We start from the raw sequence: 19044 nt of genomic DNA, 5'->3' as shown, positions 1-19044 counted from the left end.
CGTGTCCGGTGCTCAGCCCAGGTCGTCGGTGGCGAAGGTGTCGCACTGGCTGGGGTCGCCGGTGGAGTAGCCGGTGGAGAACCACCGCTGCCGCTGCTCCGAGGAGCCGTGGGTGAACGACTCCTCGTCGACGCGGCCCCCGCCCAGGTTCTCCTGGATGAAGTCGTCGCCGATCCGCCCGGCGGTGTCCAGTGCGCGGTTGATGTCGTCGTCGGTGATGTCGACGATGAGCGGCTGGCCGGTCTCGTCGGGCACCGTCTCGGCGTGGTCGGCCCAGGTGCCGGCGAAGCAGTCGGCCTGCAGCTCCAGGCGGACGCTGCCGCTGGTCGGGCCGGCGTCCCCGGGCTGCACCTGCCGGTTGATGCCCAGCAGGTTCTGCACGTGGTGGCCGTACTCGTGGGCCAGCACGTAGGCGTTGACGAAGGCCCCGCCCTCGGCCCCGAACCGGGTCTGCAGGTCGTCGAAGAAGGACAGGTCGATGTAGACCAGCGAGTCACCGGGGCAGTAGAACGGCCCGGTGCCGCTGCTGGCGGGGCCGCACGCGCTCTGCACCTGGTCGGAGAAGAACACGGTGTCGGCCGGCTGGTAGTCCGCGCCCAGGGTGGCGCCCCAGTAGTCCTGGATGGAGTCGATGCTGGCCACGACGGCGCACTCCGCGGAGGTGTTCGCGTCGGCCACCTCGTCGCAGGACGCGGCCAGCTCGCTGTTGTCGAACGCCCGTCCCGCGCCCTGTCCGGCGTCGAAGCCGCTGAAGCCGCCGGTCGGGATCCCGCCGCCACCGCCGTTGCCGCCGAGCACCTGGAACAGCACGACCACGATCAACCCGACGACGCCCAGTCCGCCACCGCCGACCGCCAGCCCGCGCCCACCGCCCAGACCGCCGCCCCGCCGGTCCTGGACACCGGAGGTGTCCAGCCGGCCGCTCTCGCGGAACCTCATCGCGTGAAGACCTCCTGGTCGGGGACGGACATGGTGAACGTGGCCTCGACCTGCCCGTGCACCTCCTGGGGTGCCGGCTGCAGGTCCAGGCCGGAGCTGCCGGGTGGTACCGCGGCGAACGCCCGCATCGAGCCGCCGCCGTGGGTGTCCACGTCGCGCACCTCGACCAGCCCGGTGAGCCGGCAGCCCAGCGCAGCAGCGTAGGCCCGGGCCCGGGCGACCGCGTCGGCGACCGCCTCGCCGCGCACCTGCTGGTGCACCGGGTGCCCTCGGCTGACGCGCCAGTGCGGCCCGTGCAGCGAGGTGTCCGGCAGCGTCGCGACGGCCACCGCCAGCTCGCCGGCCGCCGCCACGTCGGCCATCCGCACCCGGGTCGTGGTCACCGCGACGTGGCCGCTGACCCGGCTGCCGTCCCCCGACTCGGGGTAGGCGGCGACCGCGTCGGTGACCACCCCGGCCAGGTCGCCGCGGGCGGCCTCGAGCAGGTCGGTGAGCGACCGCTGCCGCTCGGCCAGCCGGGTCAGCGCGGCGTCCCGGCGACGGTCGCGGACCTCGACGGTGACGGTGAGGTCCGCGGCGTCGGGGAGCACCTCGGCGACCGCCTCGCCGCGGACGACGACCCGGGGTGCGGGGGGCGCGGGCTGCACGGGTCCTCCTCGGGCTGCGTCGTCGTGTCCGGCGGGTCCTGGAGCACTCTGCCGTCGCCCCGGTCCGGCCGCACCCCGGCGTGGTCAGCTGCGGGTCAGGGCGCGCTCCACCCGCTCGGCCACCGCACGGGCGTCGTCGACCCCGAGCACCAGCCGGCGGAACCGTTCGCCGGCCAGCTCGACGACGACGGGCTGCTGCGACGCCCGCAGGTTCCAGAAGGTCCACTCACCGTCCCGGCGGTAGCTGCCGGCGGTGACCACCCGCGGCACGTACGTCCCCGGGGAGCGGGTGCCGGCGGGCTCCCGGACCACCCCGGGGTCGGCGGTCGCACCCCGTACGTGTGCCAGCGGCACGGTGATCCGCCGGCGCAGCGACCAGAACCGGTCCAGGCCGGTCATGGTGACGACGAGGGTGTCCCCGACGATCTCGACAGCGGTCACGTGTCCTCCTGGTGGTGGGTGGCGCGGCGGACGAGGTGCTCGCCCAGCAGGCGGGCCAGGGCGGCGGCCGGGCCCTCGCCGGGTGCGGGGTGCACGTGCTCCGCCAGGGCGTCCAGCCCCCGGGCCACCAGCGCGGCCGCCTCGGGGTCGACCGGGGCGCGCTCGACGGCCGCGCGCAGCAGCAGGGTCAGGTCGGCGCCGTTCCCGTCCGGCGCGGCCAGGCCGTCGACGTGGTCGCGGAGCACCCGCAGGTAGAGGGCGCGCTTGCTGCCGAAGGTCGAGTACAGCGAGCCGCGGTGCACGCCCAGCCGCTGCACGAGGTCGTCGACGCTGGCGCCCTCGTACCCGAGCTCGGCGAAGACCGCGGCGGCGCGGGTCACGGCGACGGCCTCGTCGAAGCTGCGCGGCCTGCCCATGACGCGACCGTAGCCGTTGATGACCGATCGTTCAAGAACGACCGGTCGGGAAGGTGTCGGGCGGGCGGCCGTCCTAGGGTCGGGTCATGCCTCTCGACGGTGAGTACGTCCCCAGCCCGGAGAAGTGGGTCCGTGACCAGGTGGAGCTCTACGAGCGCACCGGCGGGCGCGAGGGCAACACCCTGCCGGGCCGCACCGAGCCGGTCGTGGTCTACACGACCCGCGGCGCCAAGAGCGGCAAGGTCCGCAAGAACCCGCTGATGCGCGTGGAGCACGACGGCGTCTACGCGATGGTCGCCTCGCAGGGCGGCGCCCCGACCCACCCCACCTGGTACTTCAACCTCAGGGCCCACCCCGACCAGGTCACCGTGCAGGACGGCGACACGGTGGTCGACGGCGTGGCCCGCGAGGTCACCGGCGAGGAGAAGGCGGTGTGGTGGGAGCGGGCCGTGGCGGCCTACCCCGACTACGCCGACTACCAGGCGAAGACGGTCCGCGAGATCCCCGTCGTCCTCGTCGAGCCGAAGAACTGAGCGCCGGCGGCGGGCCGGTCGTCGTCGTCACCGGGGCCAGCGACGGCATCGGCGCGGCGGCCGCCCGCCGGCTGCACCGCAGCGGCGCGCAGGTCGTCGTGGTCGGCCGGTCGGCGGAGAAGACGGCCGCCGTGGCCGCCGAGCTGGACGGCGCCCGCGCGCTGACCGTCGACCTCGCCCGCCTGGACGACGTCCGCCGGCTCGCCGCGCAGCTGGCCGACCTGCCGCGGGTCGACGTGCTGGTCAACAACGCCGGCGCCTCGTTCGCGCACCGCGAGGTCACCGTCGACGGCAACGAGCGCACCTTCCAGGTCGACCACCTGGCGCCCTACCTGCTGACCCGGCTGCTGGAGCCGCAGCTGCGGGCGAGCCGGGGCCGGGTGGTGACCACGTCGTCCTTCGCGCACTGGGGCGGGGCGTCCCGGCGCGGGCACCTGGCCGAGGCCGTCGAGTCGCGTCCGCCCTACGTCGCGACCCGGGCCTACGCGCGCGCCAAGTGGTGCAACGTCCTGTTCACCCGCGAGCTGGCCCGGCGGTGGGCGCCGGAGGTCACCGCCACCTGCTTCGACCCCGGCGGGGTGGCGACCGGGTTCGGCCGGGCCGCGGGTGGGGCCACCGGGGTGCTCTTCCGCAGCCCGCTGGTGGCCTTCCTGCGCACCCCCGCCCAGGGTGCCGACACCCTGGTCTGGCTGGCCACGGCCGACGGGGGCTGGCGCGACGGTGCCCATCACGCGCACCGCAGCCGCACCCTCACCGCGCCGTCCGCGCGGGACGACGTCCGGGCCGCGGAGCTGTGGGAGCTGTCGGCGAGGCTGGTCGGCCTGCCCGCCTGACCCCTACGGTGGCCGCGGGGCGAGGGGAGCCGGGGTGGACGAGGGCGGCACGCGCGAGCGGGTGACCTACGAGCACTGTGACCACGTGCCGGGGCCGTTCCTGCACGGCACGAAGGCGGTGCTCGCGGTCGGCGACGAGCTCGTGCCCGGCCACAGCTCGAACTTCCAGGCCGGCCGGGTGATGAACCACGTCTACTTCACCGCGCTGGAGGAGACCGCCGCCTGGGGCGCGGAGCTCGCGACCGCGCTGGCCGGCGGCACCGACCGGGGTCACGTCTACGTCGTGGAGCCACTCGGCCCCTTCGAGGACGACCCGAACGTCACCGACAAGCGGTTCCCCGGCAACCCGACGCAGTCCTACCGCACCCGCGCCCCGCTGCGCGTCGTCGCCGAGCGGCCCGACTGGCAGGGGCACCCGCCGGAGGTGCTGCGTCACATGCTCGACCGGCTGGCCGAGCTGCGCGATCAGGGACGCGACGTCATCGAGGACTGACCCAGGTCGCGGCGGACCCGGACGGCGACCGCCTCGGCGAGGACGTCGTCCTCCCGTGCCCGGGCGCCGAGCAGCGCCCAGCCGAGGTCGGCGACCTCGCGGGAGCGCTCCAGCCAGGCGTCCGCGCCGCGGGCGGAGAAGAGTTCGGCCCGGGCGGCGATGGCCACGTCGGTGAGTGCGACGAGCTCGTCGTGCAGCGCCCGGTCGGCGGGTGTGCCGGCCGGGACCCGGACCGCGGCGACCACGCAGTCGGCGGTGGCGGTGACCGCGTGGGGGAGGCGCCGGCTGCCGGCCCGGGGGAACAGCAGCAGCCCGACGGCCAGCGCGACCGCCATGCCCAGCACCGTCTCCTCGATCCGTGCCGCGATCAGCGTCGACTCCGGGGTGCCGGGCGCGCCCAGGTGCACCAGCAGCAGCGACACCGGGGTGAGGCAGGTGACGGCGAGGACGTACTGCGAGGCGATGAGCAGCTCGACGCAGATCAGCAGGACGGCGACGAGCACGACGGTGACCGCGGTCGGCGGCTGCACGGCGAAGACGAGCGCCGCGACGGCCGTGCCGGCGAGGGTGCCGGTCACCCGGTGGAAGGCGCGGGCGCGGGTGTGCCGGGCGTCGGTGCCCAGCAGGACCGCGACCGCCGACGTCGCCGCCCAGTAGGGGCTGGGCAGGCCGGCCGCGGCTGCGACCAGGCCGGCGAGGCCCACGCCGATGCCGATCCGGGCGGCGGTCTCGGTCCACAGCGGCGCCCGCGGCCGGACCGTCGGCGCAGGGGCCCCGGTGTGGGGGGTGGCCGGGCCGACCAGGGGCAGGGCGCGGGAGAAGCGCGCCTCGACGTCGGCGGCGGCCGGCAGCAGCGAGGGACGGCGGCGGCTGCCCCCGGCGGCGGCGGTGACCGCGACCCGCACCGCCCGGGCGACGGTGCCGTGCTGGCCGGGGGCACCGTCGGCCTCCGCCCGGGTGACCGCGGCGTCGGCGGCTTGCAGTGCCCGGCGCTCGGGGCCGGCCGGGTCCCACAGCCACGGCAGCATCACCACCACCCAGCTGAGCACGGCGGCCGCGGCTGCGGCGGCCACGTGCTGGCCCACCACCTCGGCGCCGGAGCCCAGCGCGCTGGCGCTGCCGGCGACCAGCACCGGCGGGAGCGCCCCGGGCGGCCCGACCCGCCAGACGGCGGTGCCCGCGGTGGCCGCCGCGGCGATGAGGCCCAGGGTCGCGGCCAGCAGCACCGGGTGCCCGCCGGTCAGCCCGCCGAGGGCGATCGAGGCGACCACGGCCAGCGCCACGCCCGCGGCGACCCCGGCGCGGCGTCGGTAGGGGAGCGCGTGGCCGTAGACGGCGGTGAACCCGCCCAGCGCGGCGGCCGACCCGGGGCCGGGGTGGCCGAGTGCCAGACCGAGCGCGAGCGGCACCCCGACGCAGCAGGCCGCCGACAGCGCCCGCCGTCCGTTGGCCGCCCACAGCGCGGACACCGGGGGGAGGGGCGGGCCGAGCAGGTGCGGGGCGACCCGGCGGAGCGGGGAGGAGGTGCCGGCCACGACGTCCATCCTGACCGGCACCCGCCCCCGCCGTCGTGGACGCAGGTCACGCACCGCGTGCGAGCCGGCTCACTGGAAGCCGACCACCGCGTGCGGGGTGTAGGGTTCCTCCAGCGTCGCGATCTCCTCGGGCGTGAGCTCCAGGTCGACGGCGGCGACCGCGTCGTCGAGGTGCCGGTCCTTGGTGACGCCGACGATCGGGGCCGACACCACCGGCTTGCTCAGCACCCAGGCCAGTGCGACCTGCGCCCGCGGGACGCCGCGCGCCTCGGCCACCTGGGCGACCCGCTCCACGATCACCCGGTCGCCGTCGTTGTACAGCTTGCTGCCGAACTCGTCGGTCTCCGAGCGGTTGGTGGCCTCGTCCCAGTCGCGGGTCAGCCGGCCGCGGGCCAGCGGGCTCCACGGGATGACGCCGATGCCCTCGTCGGCGCACAGCGGCAGCATCTCCCGCTCCTCCTCGCGGTTGAGCAGGTTGTAGTGGTCCTGCATCGAGACGAAGCGGTGCCACCCGTGCTCGCCGGCCAGGTGCAGCGCCTTGCTGAACTGCCACGCCCACATGCTGGAGGCGCCCAGGTAGCGCACCTTCCCCGAGCGGACGGCGGCGTCGAGCGCCTCCAGCGTCTCCTCGATCGGGGTGGCCGGGTCCCAGCGGTGGACCTGGTAGAGGTCGACGTAGTCGGTGCCGAGCCGGGTGAGGCTGGCCTCGAGCTCGGCGGTGATCGCCTTGCGGGACAGGCCGGCGCCGTTGGGGCCCGGCCGCATCCGGCCGTGCACCTTGGTGGCCAGGACGACGTCCTCGCGGTGGGCGAAGTCGCGGATCGCGCGGCCGGTGATCTCCTCGCTGGAGCCGGCCGAGTAGACGTTCGCGGTGTCGAAGAAGGTGATGCCGGCCGACAGCGCCTTCTCGATGAGGACCCGGCTGTCGTCCTCGGGGAGGACCCACGGGTGCCCGCCGCGGGACGCGTCGCCGAAGCTCATCATCCCGAGGCAGATCCGGGAGACCTGCAGACCGGTGGTGCCGAGGCGTGTGTACTCCATGACCGCTCCCTTCCCCGGGCGTTGTGCGCCGCAACCTCAGGTCAGTGCGGCGTACCGCTGCTCGACCGCCGCCAGGACGCCGGGGGCGAGCTCCCCGAACGGCTCGACCTCCAGCGGCCGCGCCTTCCCGCGCCCGGTGCGCCAGGTGGCCACCGCCCGACCGCCGACGACGACGGTGGGCCGGAAGACGCCGTTGGCACCGGGCACGATGCGGTCGGCGTGCTCGGCGGGCACGGTGCAGCTCCGGTCGGCGTAGCCCAGCACGAGCTCGTCGAAGCCGGGCAGCAGGTGCACGCCCCCGGCCTCGGCGCGGGCGGCGGCCAGACGTGCCGGCGTCCCGGGGTCCATCAGGTGCTCGGTGCCGTCGACGGTGAGCGTCTCCAGCTGCGGCCGGGCGAACGCCAGGCCGGCCCGCCCGTCGCCGACGGTGGTGCCGGCCCAGCGGACCAGGTCGGCGACGGTGGCCGGGCCGTGCCCGCGGAAGTACCGCAGCGCCAGCTCGCCCAGCGCCTCCTCGCGGTCGAGCCGGCGGGGGACGGGCACCCACTCGTCCAGCAGCACGAACAGCTGGTCGCCGTCCCGGGTGGGGCCCAGGACCAGCGTGCCGGTCTGGGACAGCCACCACAGCAGGTGGTACCCGCGCTGCCCGGTCGTCGGGACACCGCCGGCGGTCAGCGCGGCCAGCAGCTCGGCCCGGCTCGCTGCGCGCCCGCCGGTGAGCGCGCCGACCGCTGCCTCCCGGGCGCGCTCGAGGTCGACCTCGGTGAGCTCCAGGGCGGCGCGCCGCGTGGCCACGCCCCGCAGCACGCGTTCGGTGCACAGGTCCAGCAGCCACCGCAGGTCCTCGGCGGCCGTCAGGTGCAGGGTGCCGCGCATCGGCCAGGACCGGACGACGGTGCCGGCGTCCAGCGCCGCGGTGACCTCCGCCCGGGTGCCCCCGCTGCGCAGCGCGACCGACAGCAGCGCACCGGGCAGGTCCTGGGCCTGGACGGCGGTCAGCCGGCGCACGGCCTCGACCGGGGAGGCCGCCGGCGGACCGACCAGCCACTGGGCCGCCATCCGCAGCATCGAGAGCTCGTCCACGCGCACACCCTGGCAGCCGGGTCCGACGGTGCGGGGCGTCGATAGTGCGAGGTGTCACAGCGGTGTCATCCAGCGGCAACGCCGGGTGCCTAGCGTCATGGGCAGCCGTCCCGCAGAGGAGCCCGATGACCGCCGTCCCATTGGTCGACCTCACGCCCTGGTACTCGGGCGACCCGGAGGGCCGCCGGCAGGTGGCCACCGACGTCGACCGGGCGCTGTGCGAGGTGGGGGTCCTGCTGGTCACCGGGCACCCGCTGAGCCCCCCGCTCACGCACTGCCTGCGCGAGGAGGCGCGGCTGTTCTTCGCCGAGCCGCCGGCGGCCAAGGCCGAGCTGGCGACCCTCCCCGGCGGGCGCGGCTGGGTGCCACCGGGCGGCGGGGCCACGGCCGACCTGGTGGAGTCCTTCGGCTTCGGGTCGGAGGAGGCGCCGGCCGGGGTGCTCGGGACGCTGGAGGCGGAGTGGTTCGAGCCGAACGTCTGGCCGGCCGGCACGCCCTGCCTGCGCGCCTCGGCGACCGCGTTCACGCGGTGCGGCACCGCCGTGGCCGAGGAGCTGCTGCGCGTGCTGGCCCTCGCGCTGGACCTGGACGCCGACTTCTTCACCTCCCGCTTCGCCGCCGGCGCCTGGCACGCCGACCTGACCTGGTACCCGGCGCGGCGGACCGTCGGGTCGGTGGCGCCGGGGCAGATGCGGGTCGCCGCGCACACCGACCCCGGCACGTTGACCCTGACCGACCGCGAACCGGGTCTGGGCTGCCTGCAGGTGCAGACCCTGGAGGGCGCGTGGGTCGACGTCCCGTGCGTGCCCGGCGCGCTGACCGTCACCGCCGGTGACCTGCTCGCGCGCTGGACCGGTGACCGCTGGCGCTCCGCGCCGCACCGCGTGCTGCCCCCGCCGGTGGAGGCGCCGGCCGAGGAGCTGCTGTCGCTGGCCTTCTGCGCCGAGCCCGACCCGAGGGCGGTCGTCGAGCGGTTGCCCACCGCGGCGGCCGGCCCCACCCGCCACGACCCGGTCACCGCCGGGCAGTACCGGCGCGAGCGCGCCGGGTCGCTCCCCGTCGGCTGAGCACTACCGTTGCCCCCGTGATGGGGATGGGCAACCTGGGGCCGGACGGACGACGTCGTCAGCGGCTGGTCGCCGGGATCATCGTGGCCGCGATGCTGCTGGCCGCCGGCGCCGTGCTCCTGGGCTCGGTGCTCTGAGGTGGACCCCGACCAGGCGGACGTCGACGCCTGGTTCGCCGCTGCCGGTGACCGCGCCGGTGAGCTCCGCCGGGTCGACGCGCTGGTCCAGGCGGCGGCGCCGGGCATCGACCGCCAGCTGGTCGCGGTCGGGTCGGGGCGGATGCTCGGGTACGGGCTGATGCCCTACCGGCCCCGGTCGGCGGAGGAGACCACGACGTGGCCGCTGATCGCGCTGGCGGCGCAGAAGCGGCACCTGTCCCTTTACGTGTGCGCCGTCGTCGACGGGCAGTACCTCGCGGAGTCCCGGGCGGCGCAGCTGGGCCGGGTCTCGTGCGGCAGGAGCTGCATCCGGTTCACCTCGCTCGACCGGGTCGACACCGTCGCGCTGGACCAGCTCGTGCGGGACGCCGTCGCCAGCACCGCCGACGGGCGCAACAGCTACTGCGGCTGACCGCCGTCCCCCCCCCGCCGAGTGGGCACTTGCGGTCGCCGACACGGCAGGACGCGCCGCCCGGGACGGCGGCAACTGCTCACTCGGCCGGCGGCAGCGGCTCCAGGTGGACGGTGAGCCGGTCAGCGGAGAAGAACAGCGTCGTGTTGATGGTCTCCAGGCTGAACGTGCTGGTCGGGGCGTGCCAGTCGAAGGTGCCGACCTGGCCGCGGACGTCGTCCGGCACCTCGAACAGGTCGTGGTCGTCCTCCCACTGCCAGATCTGCACGCCGAGGAACGCGAAGACGGCGACCGGCGTGGCCACTGCCTCCGGCGGCGTCCAGTCCGGGTCGTCGTAGCGGAAGCGCAGGGTCAGCGTCGGTGGCCGGACCCGGCGATGGAGACCGATGAACTGCATGTCGTGCAGCCGCACAGGGACGCCGTCAGCGGTCGAGAACTGGTAGGGGAAGCCGGCCGAGATGGGTGCCACGCCCACGAACTCCGGCGGCAGCTGGGCCGGCTGCGGCCGACGGCGGGCTCGACGTCCGCGCCTGGTCCAGGCTGGCCACCCTTTCCAGCCCGGCGTCCGCCGGTCGGTCACCGGCCGCGTCCCGGGTCTCGCAGCGGCTGGTCGTCAGGACCGTCGACCTCGCTGACGGCCGGCGCGACGCTGCTGACCGTGGTGTCCCGGGCGACCCAGTGGACTGCCGGCTCCACGCGTACGACCAGCCGTCGGGCCGAGAAGAGCAGCCGGGTGTTGATGGCGTGCAGGTCGTAGGTGTTCGTCGGCTCGTACCAGTCGAACGACTCCACCTGACCGCGGACGTCCTCCGGCACGTCGAAGAGGTCATGGTCGTCCTCCCACTGCCAGATCTGCACGTCGTGGAACTCGAACACGGCGAACGGAGCACCGAGTCCCTCGGTCGGCGTCCTGGGGATGCCGTAGGCGAACCGGAGGGTCAACCTCGGTGGGTGCACGCGGTACTCGACGCTGGTGAACTCCATCAGGTGGACGGGGACGTGCTCGCCGGTCCCGTCGTCGAACTCGTAGGGGAACTCCTCGGGGCCGGCAATCCAGCCGCCGACGAACTCGGTCACTGGCTGAGGGGCCCGCACCGGCTCCGACCGCGACCGCCTGCGCCGGGGGAGCTCCACGACGACGACGCTATCGGGACCTCCGGCTGTTGATCAGGTCTGACGCGGACTGACGACGTCGTCAGCGACTGGTGGCCGGGACCATCGTGGCCGCGGTGCTGCTGGCCGCTGGCGCGGTGCTCCTGGGCTCGGTGCTGTGACCCGCCTGCGCACCGCGCCCGCCGAGTGGGCACGTGCGGTCGCCGACACGGCAGGACGCGCCGCCCGGGACGGCGGCAACTGCCCACTCGGCAGGTGGTCGGCGCTGTCCGCCCCGTCCGGGAGGATGGGGGCATGGGGTACCTCGACGTCACCGGTGTCCGGTTCACCCTCCCCGACGGGCGGGTGCTGCTCGACGACGTGGCCTTCCGGGTCGGTGAAGGCGCGATCGCCGCGCTGGTCGGGGAGAACGGCGCGGGCAAGACCACGATGCTGCGGATCATCAGCGGCGACCTGGTGCCCGACGCCGGCTCGGTCGCCCTCGTCGGCGGGCTGGGCATCATGCGCCAGTTCATCGGCTCGGTCCGCGACGACACCACGGTGCAGCGCTTCCTCGTCGACCTCGCGCCGCCCGCCGTCCGCGCCGCCTGGGACGCCGTCGAGGCCGCCGAGCTGGCCATGATGGAGGCCGACGACGAGCCCACCCAGATGACCTACGCCAACGCGCTGGCCACCTGGGGCGACGTCGGCGGCTACGACGTCGAGGTCACCTGGGACACCGTCACGGTCGCGGCCCTCGGCGTCCCGTACGAGAACTGCAAGTACCGCGGGCTCAACAGCCTCTCCGGCGGAGAGCAGAAGCGGCTGGCGCTGGAGTGCCTGCTGCGCGGGCCCGACCAGGTGCTGCTGCTCGACGAGCCGGACAACTACCTCGACGTCCCGGGCAAGCGGTGGCTGGAGGAGCGGCTGCTGGAGACCCGCAAGACCGTCCTGTTCGTCACCCACGACCGGGAGCTGCTGGACCGGGTCGCCGACCGGGTCGTCACCGTCGAGGGCGGGACGGCGTGGGTGCACGCCGGCAACTGGGCGGCCTACCCCGCGGCGCGCGCGGCCCGGCACGAGCGGATGGCCGACCTGCGCCGACGCTGGGACGAGGAGCACGAGCGGCTCATCGACCTGACCCGCACGATGCAGCAGCTGGCCAAGAACTCACCCGACATGGCCGCGCGCTACCACGCCATGCAGACCCGGCTGGCCAAGTACGAGGCCGCCGGCCCGCCCCCGGAGCGGCCGCCGGAGCAGCAGGTGCAGATGCGGCTGCGCGGCGGTCGCACCGGCGTCCGGGTGGTGATGGCCGAGCAGCTGGAGCTCACCGGCCTGATGAAGCCCTTCGACGTGGAGATCGAGTACGGCGACCGGGTCGCGGTGCTGGGCTCCAACGGTGCGGGCAAGTCGCACTTCCTGCGGCTGCTGGCCGGCCAGGACGTCGCCCACACCGGCGGCTGGCGGCTGGGGTCCCGCGTCGTCCCCGGGTTCTTCGCCCAGACCCACGCCCACCCGGAGTGGCTGGACGAGACCCTGGTCGACCTGCTGTGGCGCGGCGAGGGCGACCGGCCCGGCGTCGACCGGGGCAGGGCGATGGCCACGCTGCGCCGCTACGGCCTCGCGCCCTCGGGCGACCAGCTGTTCCGGTCGCTGTCCGGCGGGCAGCAGGCGCGGTTCCAGGTGCTGCTGCTGGAGCTGTCCGGGGCGACGCTCCTGTTGCTGGACGAGCCCACCGACAACCTCGACGTGCTGAGCGCGGAGTCGCTGGAGGCCGCGATCGGTGCCTTCGACGGCACGGTGATCACGGTGACCCACGACCGCTGGTTCGCCCGCACGTTCGACCGGTTCCTCGTCTTCGGCTCCGACGGCCGGGTGCGCGAGACGCTCGAGCCGGTCTTCGACGAGGGCCGGGTCCAGCGCGCCCGCTGAGGACCTCCTCCCGCCACCGCTCTGGGCGCGCCGGCGGTCGGGAGGGGTCCTCGGGTCAGCGGGTCGACTCCGCGGACGTCGACACCACGCTCGGCGCCCGGCCGTCGACGACCTCGGTGGCGATCCGGGTGGCGTTGGCCATCACGGTGAGGGTGAACGTCGTCGAGGCGAGGGTCGGGAGCACCGATCCGTCCACCAGGTGGACCCGGTCCCACTCCGGCAGCCGGCCCCACCGGTCCGTCCCACCCGGGGTGCCCGGCGCCCGGTGGGGGAAGGTCGAGCCGAAGTGGTAGCTCTTGCCGGCGCCGCTCACCGAGACGTGGGTCAGCAGCGGCCACAGGTCCAGCGCCGGCGCCGCCCGTGCCAGTCGGCGCAGCGTGGGACCGAGCAGGGCCGGTCGCTTGCCGTCCTCCTCGGGCACGAGGTCCAGCGCGGGCAGTCCGCCGGTACCGCGGCGGGCGGTCACCCGGATCGACGGTGAAGCCCACGAGGGCAGGTAGCCGAAGCCGACCGTGAGCCGGCGGAGTGCCTCGGTCGACAGCCGGGACAGCGCCGGGTGGCGCAGTGGGGAAGGCAGGGCGTCGAGGAACGCCGGGTTGTAGGGATAGCAGTGCACGTGCGCGGTGTCGACGTCCTGCTCGTCGAAGGACAGCAGCACGTTGAACTGGTTGAGCGTGAAGTCCCGTGCGTCCGGACGGCGGGGATCGGCCACGCCGCGACGAGAGAGGAAGGGCACGACGAACTGGCGGGACTCCGCCATGCGCACGCTGGTCGGCGGTCCCGGCAGCGAGCCCAGCACGAGCCGGGTGGTGCCGACGGCCCCGGCGGCGACGAACAACCGGTCGGCGTGGAGCTCTGATCGTGCCCCGCTGGCCAGCTCACGGAACCGGGCCACCGCCCCCCGGTGGTCCTGCCCGATCTCCTCGACCAGCACGCCGCCGACGTAGCGGACGTTCGGCAGTCGGCGCACCTGGTCCATGGTCTGGGAGGCGCTGTAGATCAGCCCGTGCGGGCACCCGGTCATGCACAGTCCACACCGGGTGCAGTCGTTGGCTCGGAAGCCCAACCGCGCGCGCCCGACGGTCACGCCGCGGGCGCGCAGCGCCGCACGGTGGACGGCGTACCGCTGGAGCACCGCCTCGGTCCGGGGTGCCAGTGGGGGCAGTCCGGACCGGGCGGCGAGCAGGGGGAACGCCTCGGCCAGGTCGTCGGCCTCAGCAGCCAGCGGGACCTGCTCGAGGGCTGCCCGGTAGTGCGGTTCCATCTCGGCCCAGGAGATCGGCCAGTCCCGGAAGGTGCCCGGGGAGAACGGCATGACCTGCGCGCCCCAGAGGTTGGTGAACCCGCCGTAGGCCGAGGAGACGACGTCGGTGTTCGTGTCCGGTCGGCCGCCACTGATGCCGGCGACCTGCCCGAGGTCGCGGAACGGGTGGTCCGACCCGTAGACGCGCTTCTGCGGTACCGCGCGGCCGCCGCCGGCGGCCCGGTCGGTGACCAGCTGCAGGTCCGACGGGTCCCAGGACGACTCGTCCCGGGAGCTCATCCGCTCCAGCGCTGCGGTGCGGGAGGCGTCCAGTCGGCTGCCCAGGTCGAGCACCGTCACCTGCTCCCCGCGACGGGCGAGCGTCCAGGCCACCATCGCGGCCGACGCCCCCGAGCCGATCACCAGGTGCTGACCGGTGGGTGTCACCGCGGGGGGAGGCCGACGGTGAGCGAGGCGGGGAGCCGGCCCGCCCGGAGGTCGAGCCGGCCGCGCAGGTGTCCGACGCCGGCGGCGGCCAGTCCACCCACGATGGCCGCAGCCTGGGCGCCGGCGTCACGGTCACCGCGCAGCGCCCGCAGGAGCTTCCTGGTCACGCTGCCCGCCATGGCGCGGGCGAACTCCAGCTCCGCACGGATGTTGCCCGCCGCCCCCATGTCGGCGAAGGCGCGGACCTTGCCACGGTTGATCGTGTAGCAGCGCCGCCAGAAGTAGTCCCAGGTCAGCCGCTCCGGATGGACGACGTGGTAGATCCGGGCCTTGGGCTCGTAGACGACGGCAGCCGCGCCGTGCGCTGCGGCGACCCGGTGTGAGAGGTCCATGTCGTCGTGCTTGTCGGAGTGGAAGCCGCCGACCGCCCACAGGGCGTCGGTGCGCACCGACATGCTCGCCCCGATCAGGTGCCGCACCGGCTGGCGCACCTCGGGCAGCCCGACGTAGTGGCAGCCGAACACCCAGTCGAACTCGTACGGGAACCAGCCCGGCCGCGCGATCTGGTGGTTGGGCAGCGGAGCGCCGCCGACCGCCACGGCGCCGTCCTCGGCGTAGACCGACAGGAGGGTCTCCAGCCAGGTCGGGTCCGCCTCGGCGTCGTCGTCGAGGAAGGCGACGACCTCGGCGGTGACCCGCTCGACCGCGGTGTTGCGGGCCGAGCCGAGCCGTCCGGCGAACCGGTTCGGGAAGACCTCGATCGGCGGCCCCGGCTGGTCGGTGCCCGGGCCCCAGGTGGCCAGGCAGCGCTCGAGGAGCTCGTCGTTGTGGTCGACGCAGAGCAGGATCCTCCCCGGCGCCACCGACTGGGTCTGGACGGAGGCGACCGCGCGCTCGAGCAGGTCCCAGCGGGCGTCCGTGTAGGTGCAGATGACCACGTCGGCCCGCAGCACCGGGGTGTTCTCGCCGGGCATGTTCCTGCCTTCTCTCTCGTTCCGAGGCGCCTCGGGGGTGTGGGCGGCGCGGCGCCCACCCACGGCGTCGGAGGAGGACCCGGCGAAAGCTAACAGCGGGCCAGGGCGCTGAACAGGGCTCTCGGTACGCGGTCCGGCATGTCACCGGAACGGGTGAACCCGGCCCCGCCGGGTCGGTGTGGAGCAGCTGCGGGCGCCGCTCCGCACCGACCCGGCCGGGAGCTCTCGTCAGAGGTCGGGGTCGAGGGTGCCGTCGCCGCCGATGCGGTCCAGCTCCGCCATCTCCACCGGACCCAGCGAGCGCATCCCGGCCTCCAGGTTCTGCTCCAGGTGCTGCACCGACCGCGTGCCGGGGATCAGCAGGATGTTCGGGGAGCGGGCCAGCAGCCAGGCCAGCGCCACCTGCATCGGCGTGGTCTCCAGGGTGCGCGCCACGGACTCCAGGGCCGCCGACTGCAGCGGGGAGAACCCGCCCAGCGGCCAGAACGGCACGTAGGCGATGCCCTCGCGGGCCAGCGCGTCGACCATGGCGTCGTCGCTGCGGTTGACCAGGTTGTAGTGGTTCTGCACGCACACCACCGGAGCGATCGACTTCGCCTCCGCGTACATCTGGAGCGTCACGTTGCTGACGCCGATGTGCCTGACCAGCCCCTCCTGCTGCAGGGCGGCGAGTGTCTCCATCGGCTCGGCCAGCGAGCGCTGCACGGGCTCGGCGAACCCGGGCATGCGCAGGTTGACCACGTCGAGCGCGTCGACGCCGAGGTGGTCGAGGTTGTCGTGCACGGCCTGGCGCAGCTCGTCGGCGCCCAGCGCCTCGGGCCAGCCGCCCTTCTCGGTGCGGCGGGCGCCCACCTTGGTGACGATCGTGGGCTCGTCGGGGTAGGGGTGCAGGGCCTCGCGGATGATCTCGTTGGTCACGTGCGGGCCGTAGTAGTCGCTGGTGTCGATGTGGTCGACGCCCAGCTCCACCGCGCGCCGCAGCAGGGCGACGGCGCCGTCCCGGTCGGCCGGCGGGCCCATCACGTGCGGGCCGGACAGCTGCATCGCGCCGTAGCCCATGCGGTACACCGTGCGGTCACCGAGGCGGAACTGGCCTGACTTCTCGGCTGTGGTCATGCCCCCGCCCTACCCCCGGGCGTCGCCGCTGCACATCGCCGGACGCCGTACCCCGTCAGGCGGCGCGCAGCGGAGCGGGCACCTCGGTCGCGGCTGCGGCAGCTGTGGCGTCGCGGGCGGTCTCGGCCCGCTGGCTGCGCAGTGCGACCACCGACAGGCCGGCGCCCAGCAGCGCCAGCCCGGCACCGACCCACATCGGGGCGCGGTAGCCCCAGCCGGCGTCCAGTGTGGCCGCGCCGAGTGCGGCGCCCAGGGCGTTGGCGGCGTTGAACGCCCCCTGGTTGGCCGCGGACACCAGGCTGCCGCCCTGGACCCGGGCCGCCTCGATCGCCCGGTTCTGCACGACCGGGCCGCCGGAGAACGTGATCGCCCCGAACAGGACGAGCAGGACGACGGCGGCGACCTGGTTCACGACCACGACGGTGAACACGACCAGGAGCGCGGCGGTGGCCAGCAGGCCGACGGTGACGAAGACGAAGCCGTACCGGTCGCCCAGCCGGCCGCCGAGCAGGGTGCCGGCGGTCGTGCCCAGCCCGAACAGCGCGAGCACGAAGACGACCCGGTTCTCGCCCATGCCGGAGAGGTCGGTGAGGATCGGGCTGACGTAGCTGTAGACGGAGAACAGCGCGGCGAAGCCGATCGTGGTGACGGCGAGGGTCAGCCAGACCTGCCGGCGGCGGAAGGCGCCCAGCTCCTGCCGCAGGTCGGTCGGTGCCCCGGCCACCTTCGGCATCCAGGCGACCAGCCCGGCGATGGTGAGCAGCCCGATCGCCGCGGCCCCGCCGAACACCAGCCGCCAGCTCTGCTGCTGGGCGACGAACGTGCCGATGGGGACGCCGATGACGTTGGCCAGCGTCAGCCCGACGAACATCAGCGAGATCGCCTGGGTGCCCTTCTCCTTGGGCACCAGCGTGCGGGCCGCGACCGCGCCCACGCCGAAGAAGGAGCCGTGTGCCAGCGCGGTGATCACCCGGGCGGCCATCAGCGTCTCGTAGGTCGGGGCTGCCGCGGAGAGGGCGTTGCCCACCGTGAAGACCGCCATCAGCCCGATGAGGGTCTGCCGCGGGGTGAACCGCACGCCCAGCGCGGTCAGCGTCGGCGCCCCGATGACGACCCCGAGGGCGTAGGCGCTGATCAGGATGCCGACCGCGGCGACCGAGACGGAGAAGTCGTCGGCCACCTGGGGGAGCATGCCCATGATCACGAACTCGGACGTGCCGATGCCGAAGGCACCGATGGACAGGGCGAGCAGCGCGCGGGGCACGGCGGGGCTCCTCAGGGGCGGTGCGGGGAGGGCGGGGGTGGCGCCCCGCTCCAGCCAAGAGCAGTGCGGCCGGTTCCGCTGCCCCTGACCTGCATGAGGCTGGTCACGTCGTCCCGCGCACCAGGGGCCGCGCCGGGACGGACGTCCCGTGCGCGGCCCGTGTCCGTGCAGGTCAGGGCTGCAGCAGCACCTTGACCGCGCCGTCCTGCTTCTGCCGGAAGGACTCGTAGGCCTGCGGCGCCTGCTCCAGCGGCACGTGGTGCGTGGCGAAGGAGTCCACGCCCAGCGGGTCGGCGTCGGTGAGCAGCGGCAGGATGTCGGGCACCCAGCGCCAGACGTTGGCCTGGCCCATCCGCAGCTCGACCTGCTTGTCGAACATCTGCGCCAGCGGCATCGGGTCGGTCGCGCCGCCGTAGACGCCGGACAGCGAGATGGTGCCGCCGCGGCGGACGGCCTCGATCGCGGTGTTCACCGCGGCCATCCGGTCGATGCCGGCGACCTGCATGACCTTCTCCATGATCCCGTCGGGCACGATCGCGCTGGCCTTCTGGGCGAACTTCGCGCCGGGGGAGCCGTGGGCCTCCATGCCGACGGCGTCGATGACGGCGTCCGGCCCGCGGCCGTCGGTCTTCTCGCGCACCCAGGCGACCACGTCGGCCTGGTCGGTGGAGTCCAGGACGTCGATGCCGTTGGCGCGGGCCCGGGCCAGCCGCTCCGGGACGACGTCGGAGGCCATGACCTGCCTGGCTCCCAGGTGCTTCGCGATCCGGGTGGCCATGTCACCGATCGGGCCCAGACCCAGCACCAGCACCGAGCTGCCGGGCTTGACGTTGGCGTACTGCACCGCCTGCCAGGCGGTGGGCAGGACGTCGGAGAGGTAGACGAACCGGTCGTCGGCCGGACCGTGCGGGACCTTGATCGGCAGCGTGTTGCCGAACGGGACCCGCAGGTACTGCGCCTGCCCGCCGGGGACCTGGCCGTACAGCTTGGTGTAGCCGAACAGCGAGGCGCCGTAGCCCTGCTCGCGGTTCTGCGTCGTCTCGCACTGGCTCTGCAGCCCCTGGTCGCACATCCAGCAGGTGCCGCAGGAGATGTTGAACGGGACGACGACCCGGTCGCCGGCCTTGAGCTCGGTGACGCCGGCACCGACCTCGCGCACGACGCCCATCGGCTCGTGGCCCATCACGTCGCCCACGGTCATGAACGGCGCCATCACCTCGATCAGGTGGAGGTCGGACCCGCAGATGCCGGTGGAGGTGATCTCCACGATGACGTCGGTCGGGTCCTGGATGGTCGGGTCGGGCACGGTGTCGACGCGGACGTCGTCCCGGCCGTGCCAGGTCACTGCGCGCATGGGGTGCTCCTCGGTCTCGGA

At 74.5% G+C, this 19044-nt stretch carries 20 protein-coding genes; 6 read left to right on the top strand and 14 right to left on the bottom strand.

Going from position 1 to position 19044, the window contains the following annotated elements; all coding sequences use genetic code 11:
• Positions 1 to 12: 12 nt before the first annotated feature.
• From ypfJ to O2W14_RS07740, 4 genes are all read right to left on the bottom strand, one after another.
• On the bottom strand, positions 13 to 939 hold the full coding sequence (gene ypfJ, locus O2W14_RS07755) for a KPN_02809 family neutral zinc metallopeptidase (protein WP_269175491.1): 927 nt from the start codon (positions 937 to 939) through the stop codon (positions 13 to 15).
• Entirely contained in the window at positions 936 to 1586 is a 651-nt protein-coding gene (locus tag O2W14_RS07750) for an SIMPL domain-containing protein (protein ID WP_269175490.1), read from the bottom strand. Before O2W14_RS07750 ends, ypfJ begins: the two co-directional genes overlap by 4 nt.
• A gap of 84 nt (positions 1587 to 1670) precedes the next feature.
• Entirely contained in the window at positions 1671 to 2027 is a 357-nt protein-coding gene (locus tag O2W14_RS07745; protein WP_269175489.1) for a hypothetical protein, read from the bottom strand.
• Entirely contained in the window at positions 2024 to 2443 is a 420-nt protein-coding gene (locus tag O2W14_RS07740) for a TetR/AcrR family transcriptional regulator (protein WP_269175488.1), read from the bottom strand. Before O2W14_RS07740 ends, O2W14_RS07745 begins: the two co-directional genes overlap by 4 nt.
• 86 nt (positions 2444 to 2529) lie before the next feature.
• On the opposite strand from O2W14_RS07740, the gene O2W14_RS07735 reads away from it, so the two are divergent.
• The 3 genes from O2W14_RS07735 to arr all read left to right on the top strand — a co-directional run bounded on the left by O2W14_RS07735 (position 2530) and on the right by arr (position 4302).
• Positions 2530 to 2976, top strand: coding sequence for a nitroreductase family deazaflavin-dependent oxidoreductase (locus tag O2W14_RS07735; protein ID WP_269175487.1), 447 nt, complete (start codon positions 2530 to 2532; stop codon positions 2974 to 2976).
• Positions 2877 to 3809: an SDR family NAD(P)-dependent oxidoreductase gene (locus O2W14_RS07730; protein ID WP_331253579.1), complete on the top strand. Its 933-nt coding sequence runs from the start codon at positions 2877 to 2879 to the stop codon at positions 3807 to 3809. The genes O2W14_RS07735 and O2W14_RS07730 overlap by 100 nt, the downstream gene beginning before the upstream one ends.
• Positions 3810 to 3870: 61 nt before the next feature.
• The gene (gene arr, locus O2W14_RS07725; protein WP_331253583.1) at positions 3871 to 4302 is read left to right on the top strand and encodes an NAD(+)--rifampin ADP-ribosyltransferase; all 432 of its coding nucleotides are present in this window, start codon (positions 3871 to 3873) and stop codon (positions 4300 to 4302) included.
• Here the strand turns inward: arr and O2W14_RS07720 are convergent.
• The 3 genes from O2W14_RS07720 to O2W14_RS07710 all read right to left on the bottom strand — a co-directional run bounded on the left by O2W14_RS07720 (position 4275) and on the right by O2W14_RS07710 (position 7961).
• Positions 4275 to 5837 (bottom strand): FUSC family protein, encoded by a 1563-nt coding sequence (locus tag O2W14_RS07720; protein WP_269175484.1) that lies wholly within the window; start codon positions 5835 to 5837, stop codon positions 4275 to 4277. The genes arr and O2W14_RS07720 overlap by 28 nt on opposite strands.
• Positions 5838 to 5906: 69 nt before the next feature.
• On the bottom strand, positions 5907 to 6878 hold the full coding sequence (locus tag O2W14_RS07715) for an aldo/keto reductase (protein ID WP_269175483.1): 972 nt from the start codon (positions 6876 to 6878) through the stop codon (positions 5907 to 5909).
• A 36-nt stretch (positions 6879 to 6914) separates the two neighbouring features.
• Complete coding sequence (locus tag O2W14_RS07710) at positions 6915 to 7961, bottom strand: winged helix DNA-binding domain-containing protein (RefSeq protein ID WP_269175482.1); 1047 nt, start codon at positions 7959 to 7961, stop codon at positions 6915 to 6917.
• Positions 7962 to 8086: 125 nt separating this feature from the next.
• On the opposite strand from O2W14_RS07710, the gene O2W14_RS07705 reads away from it, so the two are divergent.
• The gene (locus O2W14_RS07705) at positions 8087 to 9028 is read left to right on the top strand and encodes an isopenicillin N synthase family dioxygenase (protein WP_269175481.1); all 942 of its coding nucleotides are present in this window, start codon (positions 8087 to 8089) and stop codon (positions 9026 to 9028) included.
• Positions 9029 to 9166: 138 nt separating this feature from the next.
• Positions 9167 to 9598 (top strand): DUF1801 domain-containing protein, encoded by a 432-nt coding sequence (locus O2W14_RS07700; protein WP_269175480.1) that lies wholly within the window; start codon positions 9167 to 9169, stop codon positions 9596 to 9598.
• 79 nt (positions 9599 to 9677) lie between these two features.
• Here O2W14_RS07700 and O2W14_RS07695 read toward each other — a convergent pair whose 3' ends face one another.
• A complete protein-coding gene (locus tag O2W14_RS07695) occupies positions 9678 to 10067 on the bottom strand; it encodes a hypothetical protein (RefSeq protein ID WP_269175479.1) in 390 nt (129 codons plus the stop codon).
• A 107-nt stretch (positions 10068 to 10174) separates the two neighbouring features.
• On the bottom strand, positions 10175 to 10675 hold the full coding sequence (locus O2W14_RS07690) for a hypothetical protein (RefSeq protein ID WP_269175478.1): 501 nt from the start codon (positions 10673 to 10675) through the stop codon (positions 10175 to 10177).
• A 330-nt stretch (positions 10676 to 11005) separates the two neighbouring features.
• On the opposite strand from O2W14_RS07690, the gene O2W14_RS07685 reads away from it, so the two are divergent.
• Positions 11006 to 12625 (top strand): ABC-F family ATP-binding cassette domain-containing protein, encoded by a 1620-nt coding sequence (locus tag O2W14_RS07685; protein WP_269175477.1) that lies wholly within the window; start codon positions 11006 to 11008, stop codon positions 12623 to 12625.
• 55 nt (positions 12626 to 12680) lie between these two features.
• Here the strand turns inward: O2W14_RS07685 and O2W14_RS07680 are convergent, their stop codons facing one another.
• From O2W14_RS07680 to O2W14_RS07660, 5 genes are all read right to left on the bottom strand, one after another.
• On the bottom strand, positions 12681 to 14315 hold the full coding sequence (locus tag O2W14_RS07680; protein ID WP_269175476.1) for a hypothetical protein: 1635 nt from the start codon (positions 14313 to 14315) through the stop codon (positions 12681 to 12683).
• Positions 14312 to 15289, bottom strand: coding sequence for a glycosyltransferase family 2 protein (locus O2W14_RS07675; protein WP_269175475.1), 978 nt, complete (start codon positions 15287 to 15289; stop codon positions 14312 to 14314). The genes O2W14_RS07680 and O2W14_RS07675 overlap by 4 nt, the downstream gene beginning before the upstream one ends.
• Positions 15290 to 15517: 228 nt before the next feature.
• Entirely contained in the window at positions 15518 to 16405 is an 888-nt protein-coding gene (locus O2W14_RS07670) for an oxidoreductase (protein WP_269175474.1), read from the bottom strand.
• A 55-nt stretch (positions 16406 to 16460) separates the two neighbouring features.
• The gene (locus O2W14_RS07665; RefSeq protein WP_269175473.1) at positions 16461 to 17669 is read right to left on the bottom strand and encodes an MFS transporter; all 1209 of its coding nucleotides are present in this window, start codon (positions 17667 to 17669) and stop codon (positions 16461 to 16463) included.
• 172 nt (positions 17670 to 17841) lie between these two features.
• The gene (locus O2W14_RS07660) at positions 17842 to 19023 is read right to left on the bottom strand and encodes a zinc-dependent alcohol dehydrogenase (protein WP_269175472.1); all 1182 of its coding nucleotides are present in this window, start codon (positions 19021 to 19023) and stop codon (positions 17842 to 17844) included.
• Positions 19024 to 19044 lie beyond the last annotated feature (21 nt).

Origin of the sequence: Modestobacter sp. VKM Ac-2986 (genome assembly GCF_026967795.1) — a bacterium.
Classification (GTDB): domain Bacteria; phylum Actinomycetota; class Actinomycetes; order Mycobacteriales; family Geodermatophilaceae; genus Modestobacter.
The sequence above is the reverse complement of the archived record's forward strand: the minus strand, read 5'-3'. Positions and strand labels throughout refer to the sequence as shown.